Genomic DNA, 17,006 nt, shown 5'->3' on the forward strand with positions numbered 1-17,006 from the left:
CCGGTTGATTACGGGGCGGCCTACAGCGAATTCAGCCATGACTATGCATGCCTGGCAAACTCCTGTCGCTGCCGCCGCAACCAGAATGGTGCCTGCATAAAACGTTTTTCAAGCTGATAATACTGCTGGTGCATGTGCTGATAGCGCCTGAATTCCGATTCAAGCAGCCACTGATATTTTTGTGTTGCGTTCGGTTTGTCCTGTAATTCATCCCTGATTGCATATGAAACCAGCAGACCATGACGTAGCGCTTTGAATATACCAAGCGACGACAGAGGATCGAAGACGGATGCCGCATCACCCACTGCATACCAGCCCTGTCCACAGAATTGTTGCTGGCGTTGACTGCGTGCCGGTTTAACCCGTAGAGGCATTGACGGCTTTTTGTTATCAAACCGGGTGCGCGTAAGACGGGTATGTGCCAGGGCCTTGGACCATCCAGCTTCATCAAATACATTCTCATCACGGGCGAGATCGCTGTCGGTCATCAGTGCTGCAACCCACAGCCCTTGTGGTAAGGGGGCTGAATACCACCAGCCAATCTCGGTGCTTTCAACCAGCGTGAAGCTGTCAACGCCGTGCACGGTATCATTCGCCTCGGCCTGAAAAAAACAAAAACTTCCTGTCAGCTGATCGAGTTTGTCCGCCCTGATTCCCATCCTGCGGCAGAAAGAACTGCTGCTTCCACTTGCGTCGACTACCAGCGATGATTGAATGGTGAACGCTGGCGCGGTGGCATGGTTTGCCGTCAAATGCCAGCCATGATGATATTCCGGCGTGCCGCTCACAGTTACTCCAAATAGCGTAGTTGCACCTGCATTTTCAGCTTGTCGTACTAGCCAGTCGTCAAATGATGCCCGATCAATATGCCAGCCATGGCCATAACTGGAATACCAGAACGGGTACTCATTGATTTGCTCGCTGCCCCAGATGGACCGGGTGCCAAGAGCGACCAGATCGCAGCGCGCTACAAAATTTTCTGATATTCCCAGTTGTTGCAATAGCGGCATTGTTTGCGGAGGCAGTGTTTCGCCAATGGTGAAGGATTGCGCCGACCGATTTTTACGATCGAGCAGCAGAACTGTCAGATCAGGCAACTGTTGCCGTAATGCGATTGCCGCAGCGCAACCCGCTACCCCCGCTCCGATAATGACGACATCTGCGTATAAATGCCTGGCGCTAATTGTCGCTGTCCTCTTTAACTGCGATCCATTGTGCTACTACCCCGGCCGGTGCGGTTGATTTTCCGTTCGGACCGGTAGGGTGCGGTATTGCGCGTACAATTGAACCTGCCAGCGCAGGCCGCTGATCAATGCCGTTGGGCCATTCAGGAACCAGATATCCCAGATAATCGTATATCCACTGTGCGCCGTTCACGATGCCGACCCCCTGAAACTGCACGTTGAATGGATTGCCGTAACCGATTGATCCTTTCAGTTTCAGCTCCCAACCGGGGCCAAAAATCAAACCGGCGAATGTCTGCATCGGCCCCGAATCGATACGGATAGTGCCGCGGCCGAACTCAAGTGTATCAAAACCGGCATTTACATCGGGATTGCTCAGAAAGCTCCGGTAAGTCCATGTGCCGACCAGAATAGGTGGTACGTATGCTGAGACATTACTCATTGTCAGGATCTCCCTTGCTTGCCTTTATATCACCGCCCAATGTTCGTTCTCCAGGTTTCAACTGCAGTCCAAGTGCCCGGTCATTTCGTTCTACCTGATAATAGCCGGGGTTGCCGTCATTGGAATCAAATTTGATAAAGCCGAGATTGATCCAGTCACGCACCATCTGCACACTCCCGGCATTGTTATCCGGAATACCTGATGACCAGTAGTATTGCCCGCCATCCGTTTTCTGAATAACCATTGGCCGGTGTCCAGGCCACCAGGGTATGTTGTATGCTAGATTCTGTTTCACCGGATCGCCGGTGCTGCCAGGATAAATGTCATTCCACATTTCATAAGTGACATTGATGTTCTGATCGGTGCATTCGTGAAAATCCGCCTGCCATGGCAGCCCCATATACTTGGTCAGATCGCCCGGCTCCATTCCCCTGGCTATGTCGTCGGCCTGGCTGCCGTCTTTGATGGCTACCGGAGCCGGAATACTGAGACCGCCAGCAATGTATGCAGCCTGATGGATACGATATGCGCTGCTGTAAATAGCCGGATTGAGCATGATCCATCCGACTTCGGCACCAGGGCAGAACGCACCGCCCAGAACGTTGCCCAGCACACCGCGGTCGATCGCGCTGCCGGTCCTGGGTGGGGTGGCCCAGGGATTCTCGCAGGCAGCATTGGTTTCTCCCCATTCATCGCATTCATTGATAAACTTGCCTTCCATCCATTGTTTCAGGAAAAACAACTGTGTATCAGTCATGCGCAGAAATTTATCCGTCACCGTATTGCTGATAGGATTATCACCGTTTAGCATTGGCATCAGGCGCGGCTTTGAAGCCGAGTTGGAAAATGATGCAACGTATCGCTGGCTCAGATCGTCGGGGACGGTATAAAGATTTTCCTGTCCCTGCTTGCGCATAATCGCATAAATAAATTCGCGATGCTGCCGGTTAGGATCGTGCCCGTTTTTAGGCGGCTGCGACAAGGCCGCTTTATCCAGATTGCCGCCGGTGCCGCGGTTATGCGGCACACCGCCTCCAAAAGGATCAAAATCATATGTAAAGCTGTAATTGTCCGGCCGGTTGAAGATAGGCCAGATATCCCTGAAAAAATGGGGGTAGTATTCCGGATTGTATGCGGCATTACTGCGCCATACAACCCATTGTTCCGCTGTCTGCGGTTGATTGCTCTGCCGGTCGAAGGGCGCTACGCCATACACCGCTGGTTCGTAAGCAAAATGGCGCACCGATAAATCATAAATCGCTTCATCCATGGTGATCATGTCTTCGATTTCAGGCGCATACGATGGATAGCCTACCAGCAGCCAGGCTGGCGCGTTCACGTCAACTGTTGAAAATTTCTTTTCTTTGATTGGTTTGCCCTGTGCGTCGGTATAGCGATGGATATAGCTGTACCTGATTTTCGCCCGCACCGGACCGTCGGAGACATCGTCATACCAGCCGTCATTGTTGGCGTAATTGCTGATGATCGGTATCGTACTGCCGTCAGCGCCTTTGAAACCGGAGCGGCCATAACCGCCCAGCACGATCAGGCGCCGGTGATGATCGCTATCTTCATTGACCATCATTTCGCCCAGAGAATTGATACTGTACGGTTGAATATCCGGCGGCGGAAAACGCTGCGGGTAAGCGCTGCCGTCGTTCTGAGAGAATGATGCCTTGCCGTTATCGCCGGAAACTGTGCGCGGTCCGGGATCGATAATCAACTGACGCCGCTGGTCAGGTTGCGTCACCTGCGGATTGCGCAGGGGATGATCGGGCCTGTAGCCATGTTTGCCGTCATTTTCGCTGAATGCATACCATGATGCCTTTTTGTTGGCCAGATGCGCGGTCCATTCGATATCGACAACCGTGCCTTCCACCATTTGCGGTCCGGTCGTTGAGGTATCTAGCGGAAACTGGAATTTATCGCCGATTTTCAATTCCCGGTCGCTGTCCAGCTGGTTTTCTTCGTATACAAAAATACGAAAACGCGCAGCCTGACGTTTGATGCAGCCAAGGTTACCCGTTTCTTTAAACTGGCTGACGCGAACAGGCAGCCCTTTATCATCGACAATTTCACGTCCCTGTTCATCGCATTCGATCGGTAGCGCGCCAGTCTGCTCGGGTGCGAGGTAAAATTCGTCGCTGTTGCCGATGCGCGCGCAGCCGATGGCCGGGTGAATTTTAAACGTTTGCATGTTTATTTTCTCCAGGTCTAGTCCATGAAATTAAGAGAAACACCGTTAATAAACACTGCGTCATCGATGGGTTTGCCATCGAGCCCCATGACGACCAGATGTACGCTGATATCAGTCTCGCCGTTCGCCAGCATGCGCTGCACCGCCTCGGTTGCGTCAATACGGAAGTTGCGCGGTTCATGATGGTGCAAAGGACGTTGATCAAACCTGCGCGTTTTGGGCAGCGGTTTATCGCAGTGCCCGGGGCCGCCGTAACACGAACCGTGAAACGTGGTGACCTGGCCGACAAAATGCGGATTATTGTCTACCGACGTCGCGACCGTGGCGTCAGGGGCGTTGAGGAATACGCGAATGACGGCATTGAACAGATTGGCGACATGCATGCGGTGCAGGCGTATCTCGGCTTTACGGAACGTATCGAGCACCTGTGGTTTAACGCCGGCTTTTTCAGCGTTGAATCGCAGCAATCCCTGCTGTCCGCTCACTGGGTAGTGGTAGCTGTCACGCATATATTCGTAACCCAGTTTCCGCGTGCTGAGCGTATCGCCTACATTCATCGACCAGGGTGGCAGTATGCCGTCCAGGTCTTCAGGATTAAGACCGGGATGCGCCTCCTGCCAGACAGCCCATAGCCGGTCGACATTCGAATGATGTGCCCAGAAAATAGGATCAAAAGCGGTGACACGATTATCCGTCATGTAGCCGTAGTTCGGATTGAAACTGTTTTGCGGGTCGGGATTATCCACGCCGATGGCTCTGGCGGCTGATAAAAACGCGGGATTCTGTCCGCCCGAGAAATTATGCATGCCGTTATGCATTTCTTCCAGCCAGCCAAAATGATGATCGTACACAGGGCCGCCGCCGAACTGGTTCCAGTTGTTTGACGACAGAATACCCTGCACATCCGCAGCAGTGGGATAATGCGTTGCAATGCCCAGCGAACCTGGCCAGCGATTCGGAAACCACAGTGGATTGGCGCGGCGCAGTTGGGCATAAATCGCGTTGACTTTATCCGACCACATCACCTTGCCGACGCTGAGCTTCAAGGTGTAATCAATTTTGGCCGCTTTGAGAAAGCGTAGGCCGGAATTATAGATTGTTCCTTTTTTCTGCAGTCTGGCGAGAATAGCCAATTCACCGTCGTTGAACAGTCCACTGTCCTTCAGCGCTGCAAGGCCTGCGGCATCGAGAAAGCAGCCGTACGCTTCGGGAAGTACACCCATATCGAGTTGCTCAGTATTATACGTAGCACGGTTGACGTCGGCATAATCGCTCCACGACCAATAGGGCAGCGTGATACATGCATCGTAATCCTGCAGCGTTTGTTCGAAGAAATACAGATAAAGCCGGTGCCACGGCAGAAACTGTTCCCAGCCATGCTGACATGAATCGGTATGGATGCGCGCCCAGTAGTTAAAACTGCGTTCATCAAATATATGTGGATCATAGGTGTACATACAGGCCAGTGCTTCACGCAGCAGCGACAGCTCATTTGCAGACAGCGTGCTCACCTCTTTTCTGATTTTCAAGCCCTGCACATCATCGCTGATTGCGTTGCAATGCTTGGTGGAAACCGTATGCAACGCATCGCCCTTGGCCAGGGCAAGTATTGACGCGCCGGACTGTGTGAGCCCGAAACGCATTTGAGGGCCGGTACTTTCCTCAGGATTGTCTTGAAGGTCGTCCGATTCGAGGCAGCCGTCATCGATCCACGCTGCGATAAAGTCAATATCCGAAGGACTGACTGCGTTTTCCGCCTGCCAGAGTAAGGGCGGAAACTGGCTGCCGTCGAAAGGAAACTGTTTGCGCAGGCCTTTGATCAGGGCTGATCGATCGCTGCGCGTCTGATAGCCCTGATCAGCGTTTCGGTCAGTACTACTGGCAAGACTGCTGGCGGTCTGCTGGGCCGGATTTTTGCCGCCGGTCGGCCAGCATTCGCCCACAGTCGCATCGCTGCCACCAGGAACCAGCGCCTGATTCAATGCCGATTCACTGGCGGCAAGAGAATCAACCATACCGTCGCCTTCACCGCAACAGCTTTTACCGCTGAGACTGTCCGGCTGATGGTCGGATTCATCCGGTTCGGGCGCGATCAGACGCTGACCATACAATTCAGCTGTTTTAAATGTATTCAAGTCCCGCCAGAAAGCTCCAAGCCCCTGATAATCCGGGATGCACGGCCCCTGCGATTGATCCAGGATCTGCTGGACGCGCTGATAACGCGACAATTTTTTTCTGTTACGCATAACTCACCTCGAATAGCCTTAATCGGTCGCCAACCGCGGTTTGTTGATTGTGAGCAGTATTTATAAGCCCCTTCAAGATCTCGATCAAGAGATACAGCGCCAGGCGAAATTGAGCGAAAAGCGGAGCATACACAAAGTATGTGAACATTTTAAGCGCGATTTTAACGTAGCGATGCGCGCTTCAGTGAGATCTAAAACGGTATCAATGTGCCTGTGCAACCGGCGTATTGACGACTTCCTGCACTTCCATCATGCCCAGATCTTCGTGATCGAGGATATGGCAATGTATGACGAACTTCCCGATGTAATCGCGGTATTTTGTGTAGATGTTGGTCACCGCCGGCCCCTGCACCAGCAGCGTATCTTTCCAGACCAACTGCGGTTTTCCGTCAGGGCCGTTTCGCTCCCACTGGAAAGGGTTGACATGGATGTGAAAAACATGCGGCGTCGGCGGTATGGCGTTGGGAATGGCGGCCGGGTCGCCGACAGTCGTCAACGACCACATGTCAACAGAACCGAGTTCAAGCTGGCGCACATGATCCGGGTTGAACGCGCGGTAATTGACCTGGAAGTAATTTTTCTCGCCTTTCGCGTCCTGACCGAGTTTAAATACGACTTCCTGCACGCCCACGGCTTCCTTGCGCAGATCGATATCGCCAAACGGTGCGAGCGGCGCCATTTCCTTGCTGGTCGGCAGCGCCATGTTATCCGTTTCTTCGGTAATTCTCAGAATGGCGAGCAGATTCTCCGGCTCGTTGATCTGGCGCAGCGATTTTTTGCTGGAAGCCGTTTGGTCAATAATACGGTAATCGCCGGATTTCATGTTGGCCTTGATCAGCACATCGCTGCGGTAACCCGATTGCAGTTCAATCGGTGTGCCTGCTTTCCAGGTATCGACACGCCCGAGGTAATTGCCGTCCAGCGCGATCTCGTGCAGATCATGGCCTTCGACAGCAAAGAAAATCGATTCGCGGAACGCGGTGTCGATCAGCCGCCAGCGCTGCACTTCGCCGCGTTTCATGGTAATCACCGGAACGATCTGGCCGTTGATGGTGATATGGCGGCGCGAGCAGTGCCAGGTATCCATTTCACCCTGATCGTTGCAGTTTTCCGGCGTGGGATTCGACGGACCGGGAAACAGGCTGGTGATGTTGTTGAGCTCGCCCTGCTGGTCGTACAGGATCGTCTGCAACACAAAAATCTTCTCGTTGGCGTTTGCCGCTTTCAGCGCCGCAGGTATCGTCTTGGGATCGTCTTCGACGATCAGTGCTCCCGCCATGCCGCTGCCCACCTGAATCGCCGTCGAACCATGCGCATGCGCATGGTACCAGTACGAACCGATCGGGTGATCGTCCGGTACTTTTACTTCATAACCGAAGTCGCTTTGCGGTGGAATCGCCAGCAGCACGTTGTCGCTGTTGCCGACGGGAGATACATGCATGCCGTGGTAATGTACGTTGGTGGTATTGTACGAAGCCGGCGTGGTGTCGAGATAGGCGTTCAGGTTTTCCTGTTCAAACTGGGTCTGGATCTGGTCGGGCGTTTCCTTTGGCAGGCGGTTCTTCAGCATCAGGTTAATCACATCACCCTGGCTGACACGTAAAGTCGGCCCGGTTAACTCGCCGTTGTAAGTTCTCAGTTTCAGCGGACATCCGCCCAGCGTGGTGGTTTTTGCGTCGGTATACTGAACGGAAAAAGTGGTATCGAGTTTGCCGTTTTCCGCCCGGATTTCCGGCGGATTCTGGAATGGCTGTTTGCCATACTTACCGATATCGATCGGCAGGTACGCGCAATGCGGTTGAATATCTCCGGCCATTATAATTGAATTTCCGACCAGGAAAGTTGCCGCAACAATCAATTGATATAAATATATTAAATACTGATTCTTCATGAGGCTTCACTCCAAAAGCTGATGAGAACTAATGTTAATGATGTTGCAATCTGTTGTTGATATTTGTCGTATCTTCCTGCTCGGTAGTATATTCTTGGTTATATGAGAATTTAGTAAGTCATTACTAAAGAATAGCCTCCAAAAAATGGCAGGTCAATTCGTATTCGGTTTATTAGGGATGCCGATGCTTGAAAATGTCAGCATCATTTTGTTTCTATGAATAGAATGCTTGTGATTTCGACACGCTTGATTTATAAAATCATGTGCAATTAATTACAAAGATAAGGGTGTGGCTAAAAATGCATGGACGAGAAACACTACTTCCGCAGCTATGACGGCGTTACATTAATGTACCGGCGATGGCAGCCCGTGGAGCCTCAAAAAAAGGCCCCGATTGTGTTGCTGCATGGGGCGGCCAGTAATTCCACCCGCTGGTGGCATTTTATCGAGCATACGCAACTTACCCGGAACAGGACGATATTGCGCCCGGATTTGCGTGGTAATGGAGAATCCATGTGGCGTGGAACGGCCGATATTCAGCACTGGACCAAGGATCTTGCTGCAATGCTTGATCATGAGCAGCGCGAGGAAGCCATTCTCGTTGGGCATTGTCTTGGCGCCAATATTGCGCTGCATTTTGCCGCACATTATCCAGATCAGAGCACTGGATTGATTCTGATTGAACCGATGGCGTCGGATGCGGTAACCGGCATACTGGCAAGGCTGAAATCCATTACCTGGCTGCTGCATTGCATTGTATGCATGTTTAATCTCATTGAGCGCGCAGGATTCCGCCGAAGAAAATTTAAAATTGTTGATCTCAGGGAACTGGATTATCCGGTACACCAGGCCAGTGTAGAATCGCGAAGACAGGCGCTGTCACGCCACGGTTCGGTCTGGCAGAATTTGAAAGTCACGCCGGTTTCGCAATATGTCAAGAATTTTATAGCGCTGTTGCGTCCGCTGCCTGTTACCATGATACGCTGTCCGGGTCTGATCATACAGTCCAGTGGAACAAGCATGACCGACCCGGAAAAAACCAGGAATTTGTTCGGCGCGCTGCCTGCCATTGAGTTTGTTGAGATGGAGTCTGAACACTGGATACCAGCGGCGCATCCTGATGTTTTGCGCAGCCTGATTGACGGATGGATCGCCCGGCACCATGACTTTATTTGATAGTGTCCGGTGCGGCTGTTGTTTGCGGATCATGCTGTTAAGATAAGCATTTAGATTGGAGTGTGGACATTCATGAGAAACTATCTTGCCGCAGTTGCGGTGATGACATTGCTGCTTAGCGCATGCGCAGGGTTGATTACTTCAGGGGACAAACCGTTACGTTACCAGGCAGTGATTGCAGGTGATCCTCTCACACTGGCGCGTTGTGTGATGCGTGCACTCAATGCGGAAACCCGGCCATCCATGCAGCTTTATCACTATCGACTCCAGATTTATCCGGACATCACGGCCACACAGATTTTCGCATACGACACAAGATTCCTGCCTTATATTTACGCCAGCAATTCACCACAGAATCCGGACGCCATTCGCGACTACACTGGCTCGGGACCGGAGGTCCTGAACGATGTGCAGGAGATCGGGAAACCCAGGTACGGCTACGGGTTTGTGCTGACAATCAAACAGGCCGATCACGTTTCAAATCATGCCGCAATCAAGGGCGATCCCTATGTCAGCAGGATAACCTGGAATTATTTGCAGGCGTGCGCTACTGCTTCAAATCGGTGATAGAGAACGTTTTAGGTAAAACATCAGCGGAAATCAAAATCATCCAGATCGTCATCAAACAGACTATCCGACAAAACGGTGTTTTCAGGCATTCCATAGTGTTTTAGCCAGATTTTCATATGCTTGACCGTGGTTAAAAATGCGAGCTCTTTTTCAAGCTGATGGATGCTCTGTTGCAATGCCCGGATATCCGTATCCAACTGTTGAATCATTTTTTTTGGATTAATCGATTCATGCGGTGCTGCGTTGGCCGACATGCGGTACGGCAATTCGGCTTGATCGATTTCTATCTGCAGCTGGTCAAGCTGGTTTTGCAGGATTTTGTTGTACGCTTTTAAACGATCTTCAGCAATGGTATTGATATGGTCCTGATCTATTTGTTCCAATTCAAGTTGCAGCGCCAGAAGTTTTAATAAATCCTTGTTTTTATATGCTGCGTTTACGCGCTTCATGATTTCTGTCTTGCGCACCCGTTCGTCGGGATCGGTTTCGCGATCCGGATGCGCAGCCGTGCTCAACTGACGGTAAATTGTTTTAATCGACTGGCTGATTTGCGCCTGCTCAGCCTTATGCGCTGCGATGTGGCGTGCTTCATGAGCGGACTGGCCAGGTTCATCATGAGACTCATTCATTTTATCGGCGATACGCTGGGCAAATGCCTGCGGGTCGGTATGATCGAATTCGTCACCCAAGTCACCGAACTGCGCTTCAAAAATCTCTTCCATCAGATCGGCCATGATATCGTCCGACTCTTGAAGTTCGGCATCAGATTCGATACCGCTGTGTTTTTTGAAAATCATTTTGAGTTTGTCCGGATCCGAATGCGTAAACAGCGCCGAACATATTTCGCAAATGACGTAGGAGATTTTGTTTCGCTCAGAAGACGTCAAGCTGCGCCGGTTGTAAAACGCATCCAGGCGAACCACCATTGTGGTTTGCAGTTTGGCTGCTGAGGCTATCAACGGTTGATATTCTTCCAGTACCTTTTTTTGGAAATCCGGCGTCAGCGTTTGCCATTGCAGCAGGCGTTCTTTTTCCTTATTGATTTTTTTAATGAGGCGATTGAATTTCTTTTGCTCGGATGAAAGCGTTTTGTGGCCGGTTTTCTGGTGTATTTGGACAACAGCCTGATGGAGTTTGGGCATAAAAATTATTGTTCTGGAAATAATCAGTTTATCAACGCTGCTAATGGTACTTTATTCGAAAGACATTCGACAAACCGGTACTGACCGATTTCCTCAGAAGCGTCATCGCTGGCTACGAGCAGGAACTCAATGCAACGATTGTCTTTAAAGCGGTACTGGTAGCTGTCTGGCTGTTTCATCCCCGGTGGTGTAATTTCATGAAACAATTCGTCCTGTGTCCACCATCGTCCCGTTTCAGTCTGTCGCTCAATAGTGCCATCCGGTTCCATGAAAAGGAACTCAATCGAATAGGTACCGTCCACTTTGCGCGTTTGTGTCCAGCTTCTTACAGAGCCGTCTTGTTCAACGTATTCACCTGTCCAGGTGCCGACAAGCCTGTTATCCGTGTGTGATTGTTGATACTTGTCTGGAACTGTTTCACATCCGGATAATCCGGCCATGATTAGCATCAATAAAAACTTTTTCATTTATTTCCTGAAATTTCCTGTTCCTGTGTCTAGAATGTCAGTTTCATGTAACTGTCCGTAAATTTTCGGCGTAAAATTCAGATACTGTGAATTTACTTATGCGGATTTTATCAGCCATGCGTAGAGTGTTTTTCTTTATCTTTTGTTTTGTTTTTACGGTGATGCCCGCGGCAGCGGAGCAATACCCTGTTCGCCCCGGATTATGGGAAGTCATGACTACATCGGACTTGCTGTCGCTAGTGCCGCATATTCCATCCGGACAAATGCGCCAGATTACCGACCTGGCCGGACAATATGGACTGATATTGCCGGAAATCAAAGATAATGCGGCTGTCTCACAGATATGTATCACGCCTGCTATGGCCAAGCAGGAAATCCCCGTCTATTTCTATGACAGCCAGTCAGGCTGTTCGGTTAAGAATGCCAGCCGTAGCGGAGATCGTTTTCAGCTGGAACTGGCTTGCGACAACCCGCAGTTTCAGGGAGATGGGATTGCAGAAGGAGTTTTTACCAGTCCTGAACAGTTTTCAGGTCATACAGAGTTCGACAGTTTAGTGATGGGTGCCCCTGTTTTTGCGACAGCGCAGACCCGGGCACAGTGGGTTGGAGATGTCTGTACGGTAAACCAGCCCGCCATGCAACCACCCAAAACACCGGAGTTTTTTCCTTTGCGATAATTTTTGGAGCGAAAGGCTGCGCATTAATTTCCCGTGTTATGCTGATAAATCATCGCCTGCCAGGCCTTTACCGCCTCGGCAAACATTGTCAGGGGGATACGCTGGGTTTTGACTGCTCCTTCAGCGTAGTTTGCTTCAATTTCGACATGCTGCGGGTAAACCGACAGGCAGTAGGCATTGCCGGTGCGTTCCCATGAGGCCAGCCGTCCTGATTGTATTTCATTGATTTTTTGCACCAGTTCATCGACCCATGCCGGGCTCTTTTGAATATCCAGTGTTAAATACGCGGCAATAAGATCATGTGCGGGATCGTCCGCTATTCGTCCCGGCCAGTTGCAGTTGTCCTGTCTCATTCGAAAAGTGGAAATGCTGTGTTGACCCGACCGTCTCTCGGTGGTGCAAAGCCAATGGTAAACAATTTGTCGTTCCGACTGCAGTATTTATCATTATTATCTACAGCAGATTCTGTCATTTGGGGTTTATTAAAGCCGCATTGTGTCCAGTCGGGCGCGCCTGCGGGGCATCGGAATGTATCCGTAACTGCATGAGCGATCGAATTTAAAACCTGTGTGGCCGAGCAGTTATCAGGAAACATGGAAGAAAATTTGTTTTTTTTGGGATTATCCTTGTGTGACCAGCGCCCCGTATAGATGCCGGCCCCGTTGGCTTTATCCTGTATCGTAAACACCGCTACGGTATCGGGGTTGATACCGTTTGGTCTGGAGTGTAATCCTTTCGGACGATTGCGATCCCACTCGCCGCAAAATACATGTTTCTGATTGATCGAAAGCTTGCTGTCTACCGTGATCCATTGCTGCAGTGTTCCACAGTCAATCTGTGCATGGGTAGGATTGGCAGACAACGACCATAGCAGCAAGAAAACACTGACACCAGTGACAAATTTGTATCGACGCATAGTTTAGACCCGTAAGATTTTTTTGCGAGATTCTGTAAAGTTAGTCAGTCGAATCGGTTAAAATTCCATCATCTTATCTTCACGTATTTTATCTTCATCATTTTCATGTCGCTACCTAAACAATCGCAATCATCACCCAAAGTCGGGTTTATTTCACTGGGCTGCCCCAAAGCCCTGGTTGATTCCGAGCATATCCTGACGCAACTTAGGGCGGAAGGTTACGAGATCTCAGCTTCTTACGAGGCCGCCGATCTGGTTGTCGTCAATACATGCGGGTTTATCGACAGCGCTGTGGAAGAATCACTCGACGCAATTGGTGAAGCGCTGGCTGAAAATGGCAAAGTCATTGTCACAGGATGTCTGGGCGCCAAGAAGGATGGTAATATTATCCGTGAGGCACATCCACAGGTGCTCGCTGTTACCGGTCCGCACGCAATGCCAGAAGTGATGGCGGCCATTCATACTCATTTGCCGCAGCCGCATGATCCGTTTACCAGCCTGATTCCTCCCCAGGGCATCCGGCTGACACCGAAGCATTATGCGTATATCAAAATATCCGAAGGCTGTAACCACCGCTGCACTTTTTGCATTATTCCATCGATGCGTGGCGATCTGGTCAGCCGCCCGATACATCAGGTGATGCAGGAAGCGGAGAATCTGGTGAATGCCGGTACCAGAGAATTATTGGTCATCTCCCAAGACACCAGCGCCTATGGCGTCGATAAGAAATACCGCATGGGATTCTGGCAGGGCAGGCCGGTCAAAACGCGCCTGACGGAACTGGCAAGTGCGCTGGGGGAACTCGGTGTCTGGGTGCGGCTGCATTATGTCTATCCGTATCCGCATGTCGATGAGATTATTCCGCTGATGGCCGAGGGAAAAATACTGCCTTATCTCGATGTGCCGCTGCAGCATGCCAATTCGCGGGTTCTGAAGGCCATGAAGCGACCGGCGAGTGCCGAGAACAATCTGGCACGCATCCAGCAGTGGCGACATATTTGTCCGGATATTACGCTGCGCAGTACGTTTATTGTCGGTTTCCCAGGTGAAACGGAAGCTGAATTTGAGGAATTGCTGCAGTTTTTACAGGATGCTCAGCTTGACCGGGTAGGCTGTTTTAAATATTCGCCGGTTGAAGGCGCCGCAGCAAACGCTTTGCCTGATCCTGTTGCTGAAGAAGTCAAGGAAGAACGTTACGCCCGATTCATGCAGCTTCAGGAAGGCATCAGCCGTCAACGTCTGGCCAGCAAAATCGGGCGCAGAATCAACGTCATGATTGATTCCATCCAGGAAGGAGAGGCGATTGCAAGGAGCAGCGCTGATGCTCCCGAAATTGATGGTCTCGTATATATCAACAATTTACCCGATACCCTGCAAGTCGGTGATTTTGTGGATGTTCTGGTGGAGAAATCGGATGCGCACGATTTGTATGCGCGTATCGACAGGTCACCCGGTTAGCCGGGTATTCTTCTTGTGGAAATAAACTTCAGACCATACTGTGGAACTTGTTGAATTATCCGTATGTCATAAACAGAGCCCTGTAAGCAGAAGATTCGGTTAGCGCAGTTGCTACATGGATTTGCAAGGAGAATATTCGCTTGTCCACTGATTTCCAATCTACAGAGTTGCTGCATATCTGTGAAGTTCAGGGTAGAATAGTGTTTCCTGTATAATTTTTAATAAGGAAGAAAGAAAGATGAAAGGAATTTTGATTAGTATGGCTGCCGCTTCAGCACTGTTGTTGGCAACTGGCGTACACGCTGATGCAGATCTGGCTAAAAACAGCGGTTGTCTGAATTGCCATAATGTCGATACTAAACTTGTCGGTCCATCGTTGAAAGAGATTGCTGCAAAATATGCCGGGCAAGAGAATGCTTCGGAATATCTGGTTGATAAAATCAAAAATGGCAGCAACGGTGTCTGGGGACCGGTTCCTATGCCACCAAACGCAATGGTTAGCGATGAAAATGCCAAAGTGCTGGCAGATTTCATTTTGTCACTCAAGTAAACTGAGTTCGAGTGCTAACAAGCCGACGTTTCAACGTCGGCTTTTTTATTGCTATCATGCGATTTTTCTTTGACAAGATACCATGAGAACACGTATTCGATGGAAAGGGAACGTCAGTTTTCTTGCTGAATCGGGCAGCGGTCACCAGGTCCTGATGGACGGAGCGCCAGAGGCCGGGGGGCAAAACCAGGGTCCGCGCCCAATGGAAATGATATTGATGGGCCTGGGTGGATGTACAACATTTGATGTCATTTTCATATTAAAAAAAGCGCGTCAGGACGTAACGGATTGTGTTGTGGAGATCGAGGCTCAGCGTGCGGAAACCGATCCCAAAGTGTTTACACAAATACATTTACATTTCATTCTCACTGGAAACAGGCTTAATCGTCATCAGGTCGAACGTGCGATTAATCTGTCCGCGGAAAAGTATTGCTCAGCTTCTATCATGCTTAAGACTACCGTGAATATTACACATGATTATGAAGTCATAGATTCACAGCCGAACGAATAAGTTGTTGTTCATTCACTTTTGCTTGCCCACTTCGCGTTGTATACCTTAGATGAAAATACGGTTCACAAGAAGAAACCTTCTTGTCTACAATAACTGGCGATAAGTCAGTTTTGCTGGAAGTAACTGGATATCAGAAAAAAAGAAAAATCGATAAGCTCGCAAGGCAGGGCAGGCCACACGGAATAGTCTGTGGCCATATGTGATTAAGCTTGCGCCTTTCCTATAGATGACCTGATATGCTGCCTTGTATCGAAACTTTTGTGACCATCATTTTTTATATTGCCTGGATTGATTAAGGCATACTTGATGGTAAACCCGGTTATCATCAGCAATATGTCATTCGGGAGGACTTTGTTGTCTTTTCTATACGTTGTAGCGTCGCAACGCTTTCCAGCCACCAAACAATATCAACCCTATTAAAGCAAAAATCCACCAATTGTAAACCATCCACATAAGTGGATTCGATTCAACGATTATGTTGGCTTCAGCAAGCTCGATTTCGTGAGTTTTTTGCTGGTCTCGCTCGGTCGAGGTAACATGCATTTTAAAAATTATTTTTTGTGTACCGGATGATTGCGGTGCAACTTGCCAGGTCCATTCTGTTGCGTCGTTTAGGATATACATTTGCCGTTGCGGTCCCGGATTCTCGATACGGAAATTTTCACCTGCAATTTCCGCCTGCATTTGAGGTGAGACATAGCCGGTAATGCCCTGTATCGATGTGCCGGCCGAAGAAATGGAAACAAGTTCGTTGATGAATTTTGCAAGTTGATCCGTATCGACACGTAACTTGACTTCAATGTTCTGATATTGCTGCGCTTCTTTTGGAGCGGTTATAACACTGCTGGCGAGTGGAATCTTCATGATGACCGGATGAACGAACTGGTTTTTGTTTGCCAGCATGTGCATAAAGGAGTTAATCGAAAACGGAATCACCAATAAAACCAGCAGTAGTGCAACAGGCATGACAAGACTGGTATTGGTACTTGATTTCATGGTGTTTTCTTCAGTATTTTTCGCTTCAGTATTATTTGAATTCGGATCGGTTGACTGGTGATGATTCGAATCTGGGTTGCTCATATAACCTCCTGCTGTTCGTTTTTCAATTAAGATCATATCATCAATGACTGAAAAGTATGACCTTTGTCAAAAATTTCACAGCTTGATTGAGTAATTTGAATGTTGAGGAATCAGTGAAAAGTGTCAGTACAAAAACGTGCTTTCGCAGAAACTGTAAAAAAGCCAGCTATGGTTTGTAAATTGTAAAACCGGTCTTGCGGATTTCAGGAATATAAATCGTTTCCAGAATGTATTTCTTAACGAATATCCCCGCTATTGAACCTTGTCAATAGCGGGGAGTGGGGGGAATTAAATGATCAATAACTGATCAGCTTCAGGGAACAATCCGGTTGTTAAGGATTTCCTTGCTTTGGTTGTTCCAGATAACGTCCGTCAGGTTAGAGTAGCGCGTAATGATCTGCGCAGCTATACCACCCGAGAACAGTCCAGCCCAGCCCAGTATCACAAAGCCCCAGTGCAACGGCGCGCTAAACAGCTCTTCCATAAACCAGAATGCATG

17 protein-coding genes are annotated in these 17,006 nt (G+C 49.6%); 6 read left to right on the forward strand and 11 right to left on the reverse strand.

Annotation, left to right across the window (positions count from 1 at the left end; all coding sequences use genetic code 11):
- Positions 1-41: 41 nt before the first annotated feature.
- From BMY62_RS05810 to BMY62_RS05830, 5 genes are all read right to left on the reverse strand, one after another.
- Complete coding sequence (locus tag BMY62_RS05810) at positions 42-1,184, reverse strand: NAD(P)/FAD-dependent oxidoreductase (protein WP_090657576.1); 1,143 nt, start codon at positions 1,182-1,184, stop codon at positions 42-44.
- The gene (locus tag BMY62_RS05815) at positions 1,180-1,626 is read right to left on the reverse strand and encodes a hypothetical protein (protein ID WP_090657578.1); all 447 of its coding nucleotides are present in this window, start codon (positions 1,624-1,626) and stop codon (positions 1,180-1,182) included. Before BMY62_RS05815 ends, BMY62_RS05810 begins: the two co-directional genes overlap by 5 nt.
- Entirely contained in the window at positions 1,619-3,823 is a 2,205-nt protein-coding gene (locus tag BMY62_RS05820; protein WP_090657579.1) for a LodA/GoxA family CTQ-dependent oxidase, read from the reverse strand. Before BMY62_RS05820 ends, BMY62_RS05815 begins: the two co-directional genes overlap by 8 nt.
- 17 nt (positions 3,824-3,840) lie before the next feature.
- Positions 3,841-6,069 (reverse strand): tyrosinase family protein, encoded by a 2,229-nt coding sequence (locus BMY62_RS05825; protein WP_090657581.1) that lies wholly within the window; start codon positions 6,067-6,069, stop codon positions 3,841-3,843.
- A gap of 202 nt (positions 6,070-6,271) precedes the next feature.
- Positions 6,272-7,885 carry a multicopper oxidase family protein gene (locus BMY62_RS05830; RefSeq protein WP_177170302.1) on the reverse strand — a complete coding sequence of 538 codons (1,614 nt, stop codon included), beginning with the start codon at positions 7,883-7,885 and terminating at the stop codon, positions 6,272-6,274.
- A 378-nt stretch (positions 7,886-8,263) separates the two neighbouring features.
- Between BMY62_RS05830 and BMY62_RS05835 the strand changes: the two genes are divergently transcribed.
- Complete coding sequence (locus BMY62_RS05835; protein WP_090657585.1) at positions 8,264-9,136, forward strand: alpha/beta fold hydrolase; 873 nt, start codon at positions 8,264-8,266, stop codon at positions 9,134-9,136.
- Between the two features lie 72 nt (positions 9,137-9,208).
- Positions 9,209-9,703 carry a hypothetical protein gene (locus BMY62_RS05840; protein WP_090657586.1) on the forward strand — a complete coding sequence of 165 codons (495 nt, stop codon included), beginning with the start codon at positions 9,209-9,211 and terminating at the stop codon, positions 9,701-9,703.
- 23 nt (positions 9,704-9,726) lie between these two features.
- Here the strand turns inward: BMY62_RS05840 and BMY62_RS05845 are convergent, their stop codons facing one another.
- On the reverse strand, positions 9,727-10,848 hold the full coding sequence (locus BMY62_RS05845; protein ID WP_090657588.1) for a hypothetical protein: 1,122 nt from the start codon (positions 10,846-10,848) through the stop codon (positions 9,727-9,729).
- 23 nt (positions 10,849-10,871) lie between these two features.
- On the reverse strand, positions 10,872-11,315 hold the full coding sequence (locus BMY62_RS05850; protein ID WP_090657590.1) for a hypothetical protein: 444 nt from the start codon (positions 11,313-11,315) through the stop codon (positions 10,872-10,874).
- Positions 11,316-11,413: 98 nt separating this feature from the next.
- Between BMY62_RS05850 and BMY62_RS05855 the strand changes: the two genes are divergently transcribed.
- Positions 11,414-11,992 (forward strand): DUF3617 domain-containing protein, encoded by a 579-nt coding sequence (locus BMY62_RS05855; protein ID WP_256207449.1) that lies wholly within the window; start codon positions 11,414-11,416, stop codon positions 11,990-11,992.
- Between the two features lie 23 nt (positions 11,993-12,015).
- Here the strand turns inward: BMY62_RS05855 and BMY62_RS05860 are convergent, their stop codons facing one another.
- Both BMY62_RS05860 and BMY62_RS05865 read right to left on the reverse strand, forming a co-directional pair.
- Positions 12,016-12,345, reverse strand: a complete 330-nt coding sequence (locus tag BMY62_RS05860; RefSeq protein WP_090657592.1) for a YacL family protein — start codon at positions 12,343-12,345, stop codon at positions 12,016-12,018.
- Entirely contained in the window at positions 12,342-12,908 is a 567-nt protein-coding gene (locus BMY62_RS05865) for an EndoU domain-containing protein (protein WP_090657594.1), read from the reverse strand. Before BMY62_RS05865 ends, BMY62_RS05860 begins: the two co-directional genes overlap by 4 nt.
- 105 nt (positions 12,909-13,013) lie before the next feature.
- On the opposite strand from BMY62_RS05865, the gene rimO reads away from it, so the two are divergent.
- The 3 genes from rimO (at position 13,014) to BMY62_RS05880 (ending at position 15,427) form a co-directional block, all read left to right on the forward strand.
- Positions 13,014-14,366 carry a 30S ribosomal protein S12 methylthiotransferase RimO gene (gene rimO / locus BMY62_RS05870; RefSeq protein ID WP_090657596.1) on the forward strand — a complete coding sequence of 451 codons (1,353 nt, stop codon included), beginning with the start codon at positions 13,014-13,016 and terminating at the stop codon, positions 14,364-14,366.
- 238 nt (positions 14,367-14,604) lie between these two features.
- Positions 14,605-14,916: a c-type cytochrome gene (locus BMY62_RS05875; RefSeq protein WP_090657598.1), complete on the forward strand. Its 312-nt coding sequence runs from the start codon at positions 14,605-14,607 to the stop codon at positions 14,914-14,916.
- Positions 14,917-14,998: 82 nt separating this feature from the next.
- Entirely contained in the window at positions 14,999-15,427 is a 429-nt protein-coding gene (locus tag BMY62_RS05880; protein ID WP_090657600.1) for an OsmC family protein, read from the forward strand.
- Between the two features lie 363 nt (positions 15,428-15,790).
- Here the strand turns inward: BMY62_RS05880 and BMY62_RS05885 are convergent, their stop codons facing one another.
- A complete protein-coding gene (locus BMY62_RS05885; RefSeq protein ID WP_090657602.1) occupies positions 15,791-16,507 on the reverse strand; it encodes a hypothetical protein in 717 nt (238 codons plus the stop codon).
- 313 nt (positions 16,508-16,820) lie between these two features.
- Positions 16,821-17,006: methane monooxygenase/ammonia monooxygenase subunit C (locus tag BMY62_RS05890; RefSeq protein ID WP_218142940.1), on the reverse strand; the 186-nt coding region annotated here is incomplete at its 5' end.

It is taken from the genome of Nitrosomonas marina (assembly GCF_900111605.1).
GTDB lineage: Bacteria > Pseudomonadota > Gammaproteobacteria > Burkholderiales > Nitrosomonadaceae > Nitrosomonas > Nitrosomonas marina_A.

What these genes read in the sequence shown, in the direction of transcription:
- BMY62_RS05855 (WP_256207449.1), top strand. Translation starts at nt 11,414, where the DNA reads ATGCGGATTTTATCAGCCATGCGTAGAGTGTTTTTCTTTATCTTTTGT.
- rimO (WP_090657596.1), top strand. Translation starts at nt 13,014, where the DNA reads ATGTCGCTACCTAAACAATCGCAATCATCACCCAAAGTCGGGTTTATT.
- BMY62_RS05820 (WP_090657579.1), bottom strand. Translation starts at nt 3,823, where the DNA reads ATGCAAACGTTTAAAATTCACCCGGCCATCGGCTGCGCGCGCATCGGC.
- BMY62_RS05865 (WP_090657594.1), bottom strand. Translation starts at nt 12,908, where the DNA reads ATGCGTCGATACAAATTTGTCACTGGTGTCAGTGTTTTCTTGCTGCTA.
- BMY62_RS05825 (WP_090657581.1), bottom strand. Translation starts at nt 6,069, where the DNA reads ATGCGTAACAGAAAAAAATTGTCGCGTTATCAGCGCGTCCAGCAGATC.
- BMY62_RS05850 (WP_090657590.1), bottom strand. Translation starts at nt 11,315, where the DNA reads ATGAAAAAGTTTTTATTGATGCTAATCATGGCCGGATTATCCGGATGT.
- BMY62_RS05860 (WP_090657592.1), bottom strand. Translation starts at nt 12,345, where the DNA reads ATGAGACAGGACAACTGCAACTGGCCGGGACGAATAGCGGACGATCCC.
- BMY62_RS05880 (WP_090657600.1), top strand. Translation starts at nt 14,999, where the DNA reads ATGAGAACACGTATTCGATGGAAAGGGAACGTCAGTTTTCTTGCTGAA.
- BMY62_RS05875 (WP_090657598.1), top strand. Translation starts at nt 14,605, where the DNA reads ATGAAAGGAATTTTGATTAGTATGGCTGCCGCTTCAGCACTGTTGTTG.
- BMY62_RS05845 (WP_090657588.1), bottom strand. Translation starts at nt 10,848, where the DNA reads ATGCCCAAACTCCATCAGGCTGTTGTCCAAATACACCAGAAAACCGGC.
- BMY62_RS05835 (WP_090657585.1), top strand. Translation starts at nt 8,264, where the DNA reads ATGGACGAGAAACACTACTTCCGCAGCTATGACGGCGTTACATTAATG.
- BMY62_RS05815 (WP_090657578.1), bottom strand. Translation starts at nt 1,626, where the DNA reads ATGAGTAATGTCTCAGCATACGTACCACCTATTCTGGTCGGCACATGG.
- BMY62_RS05840 (WP_090657586.1), top strand. Translation starts at nt 9,209, where the DNA reads ATGAGAAACTATCTTGCCGCAGTTGCGGTGATGACATTGCTGCTTAGC.
- BMY62_RS05885 (WP_090657602.1), bottom strand. Translation starts at nt 16,507, where the DNA reads ATGAGCAACCCAGATTCGAATCATCACCAGTCAACCGATCCGAATTCA.
- BMY62_RS05830 (WP_177170302.1), bottom strand. Translation starts at nt 7,885, where the DNA reads ATGGCCGGAGATATTCAACCGCATTGCGCGTACCTGCCGATCGATATC.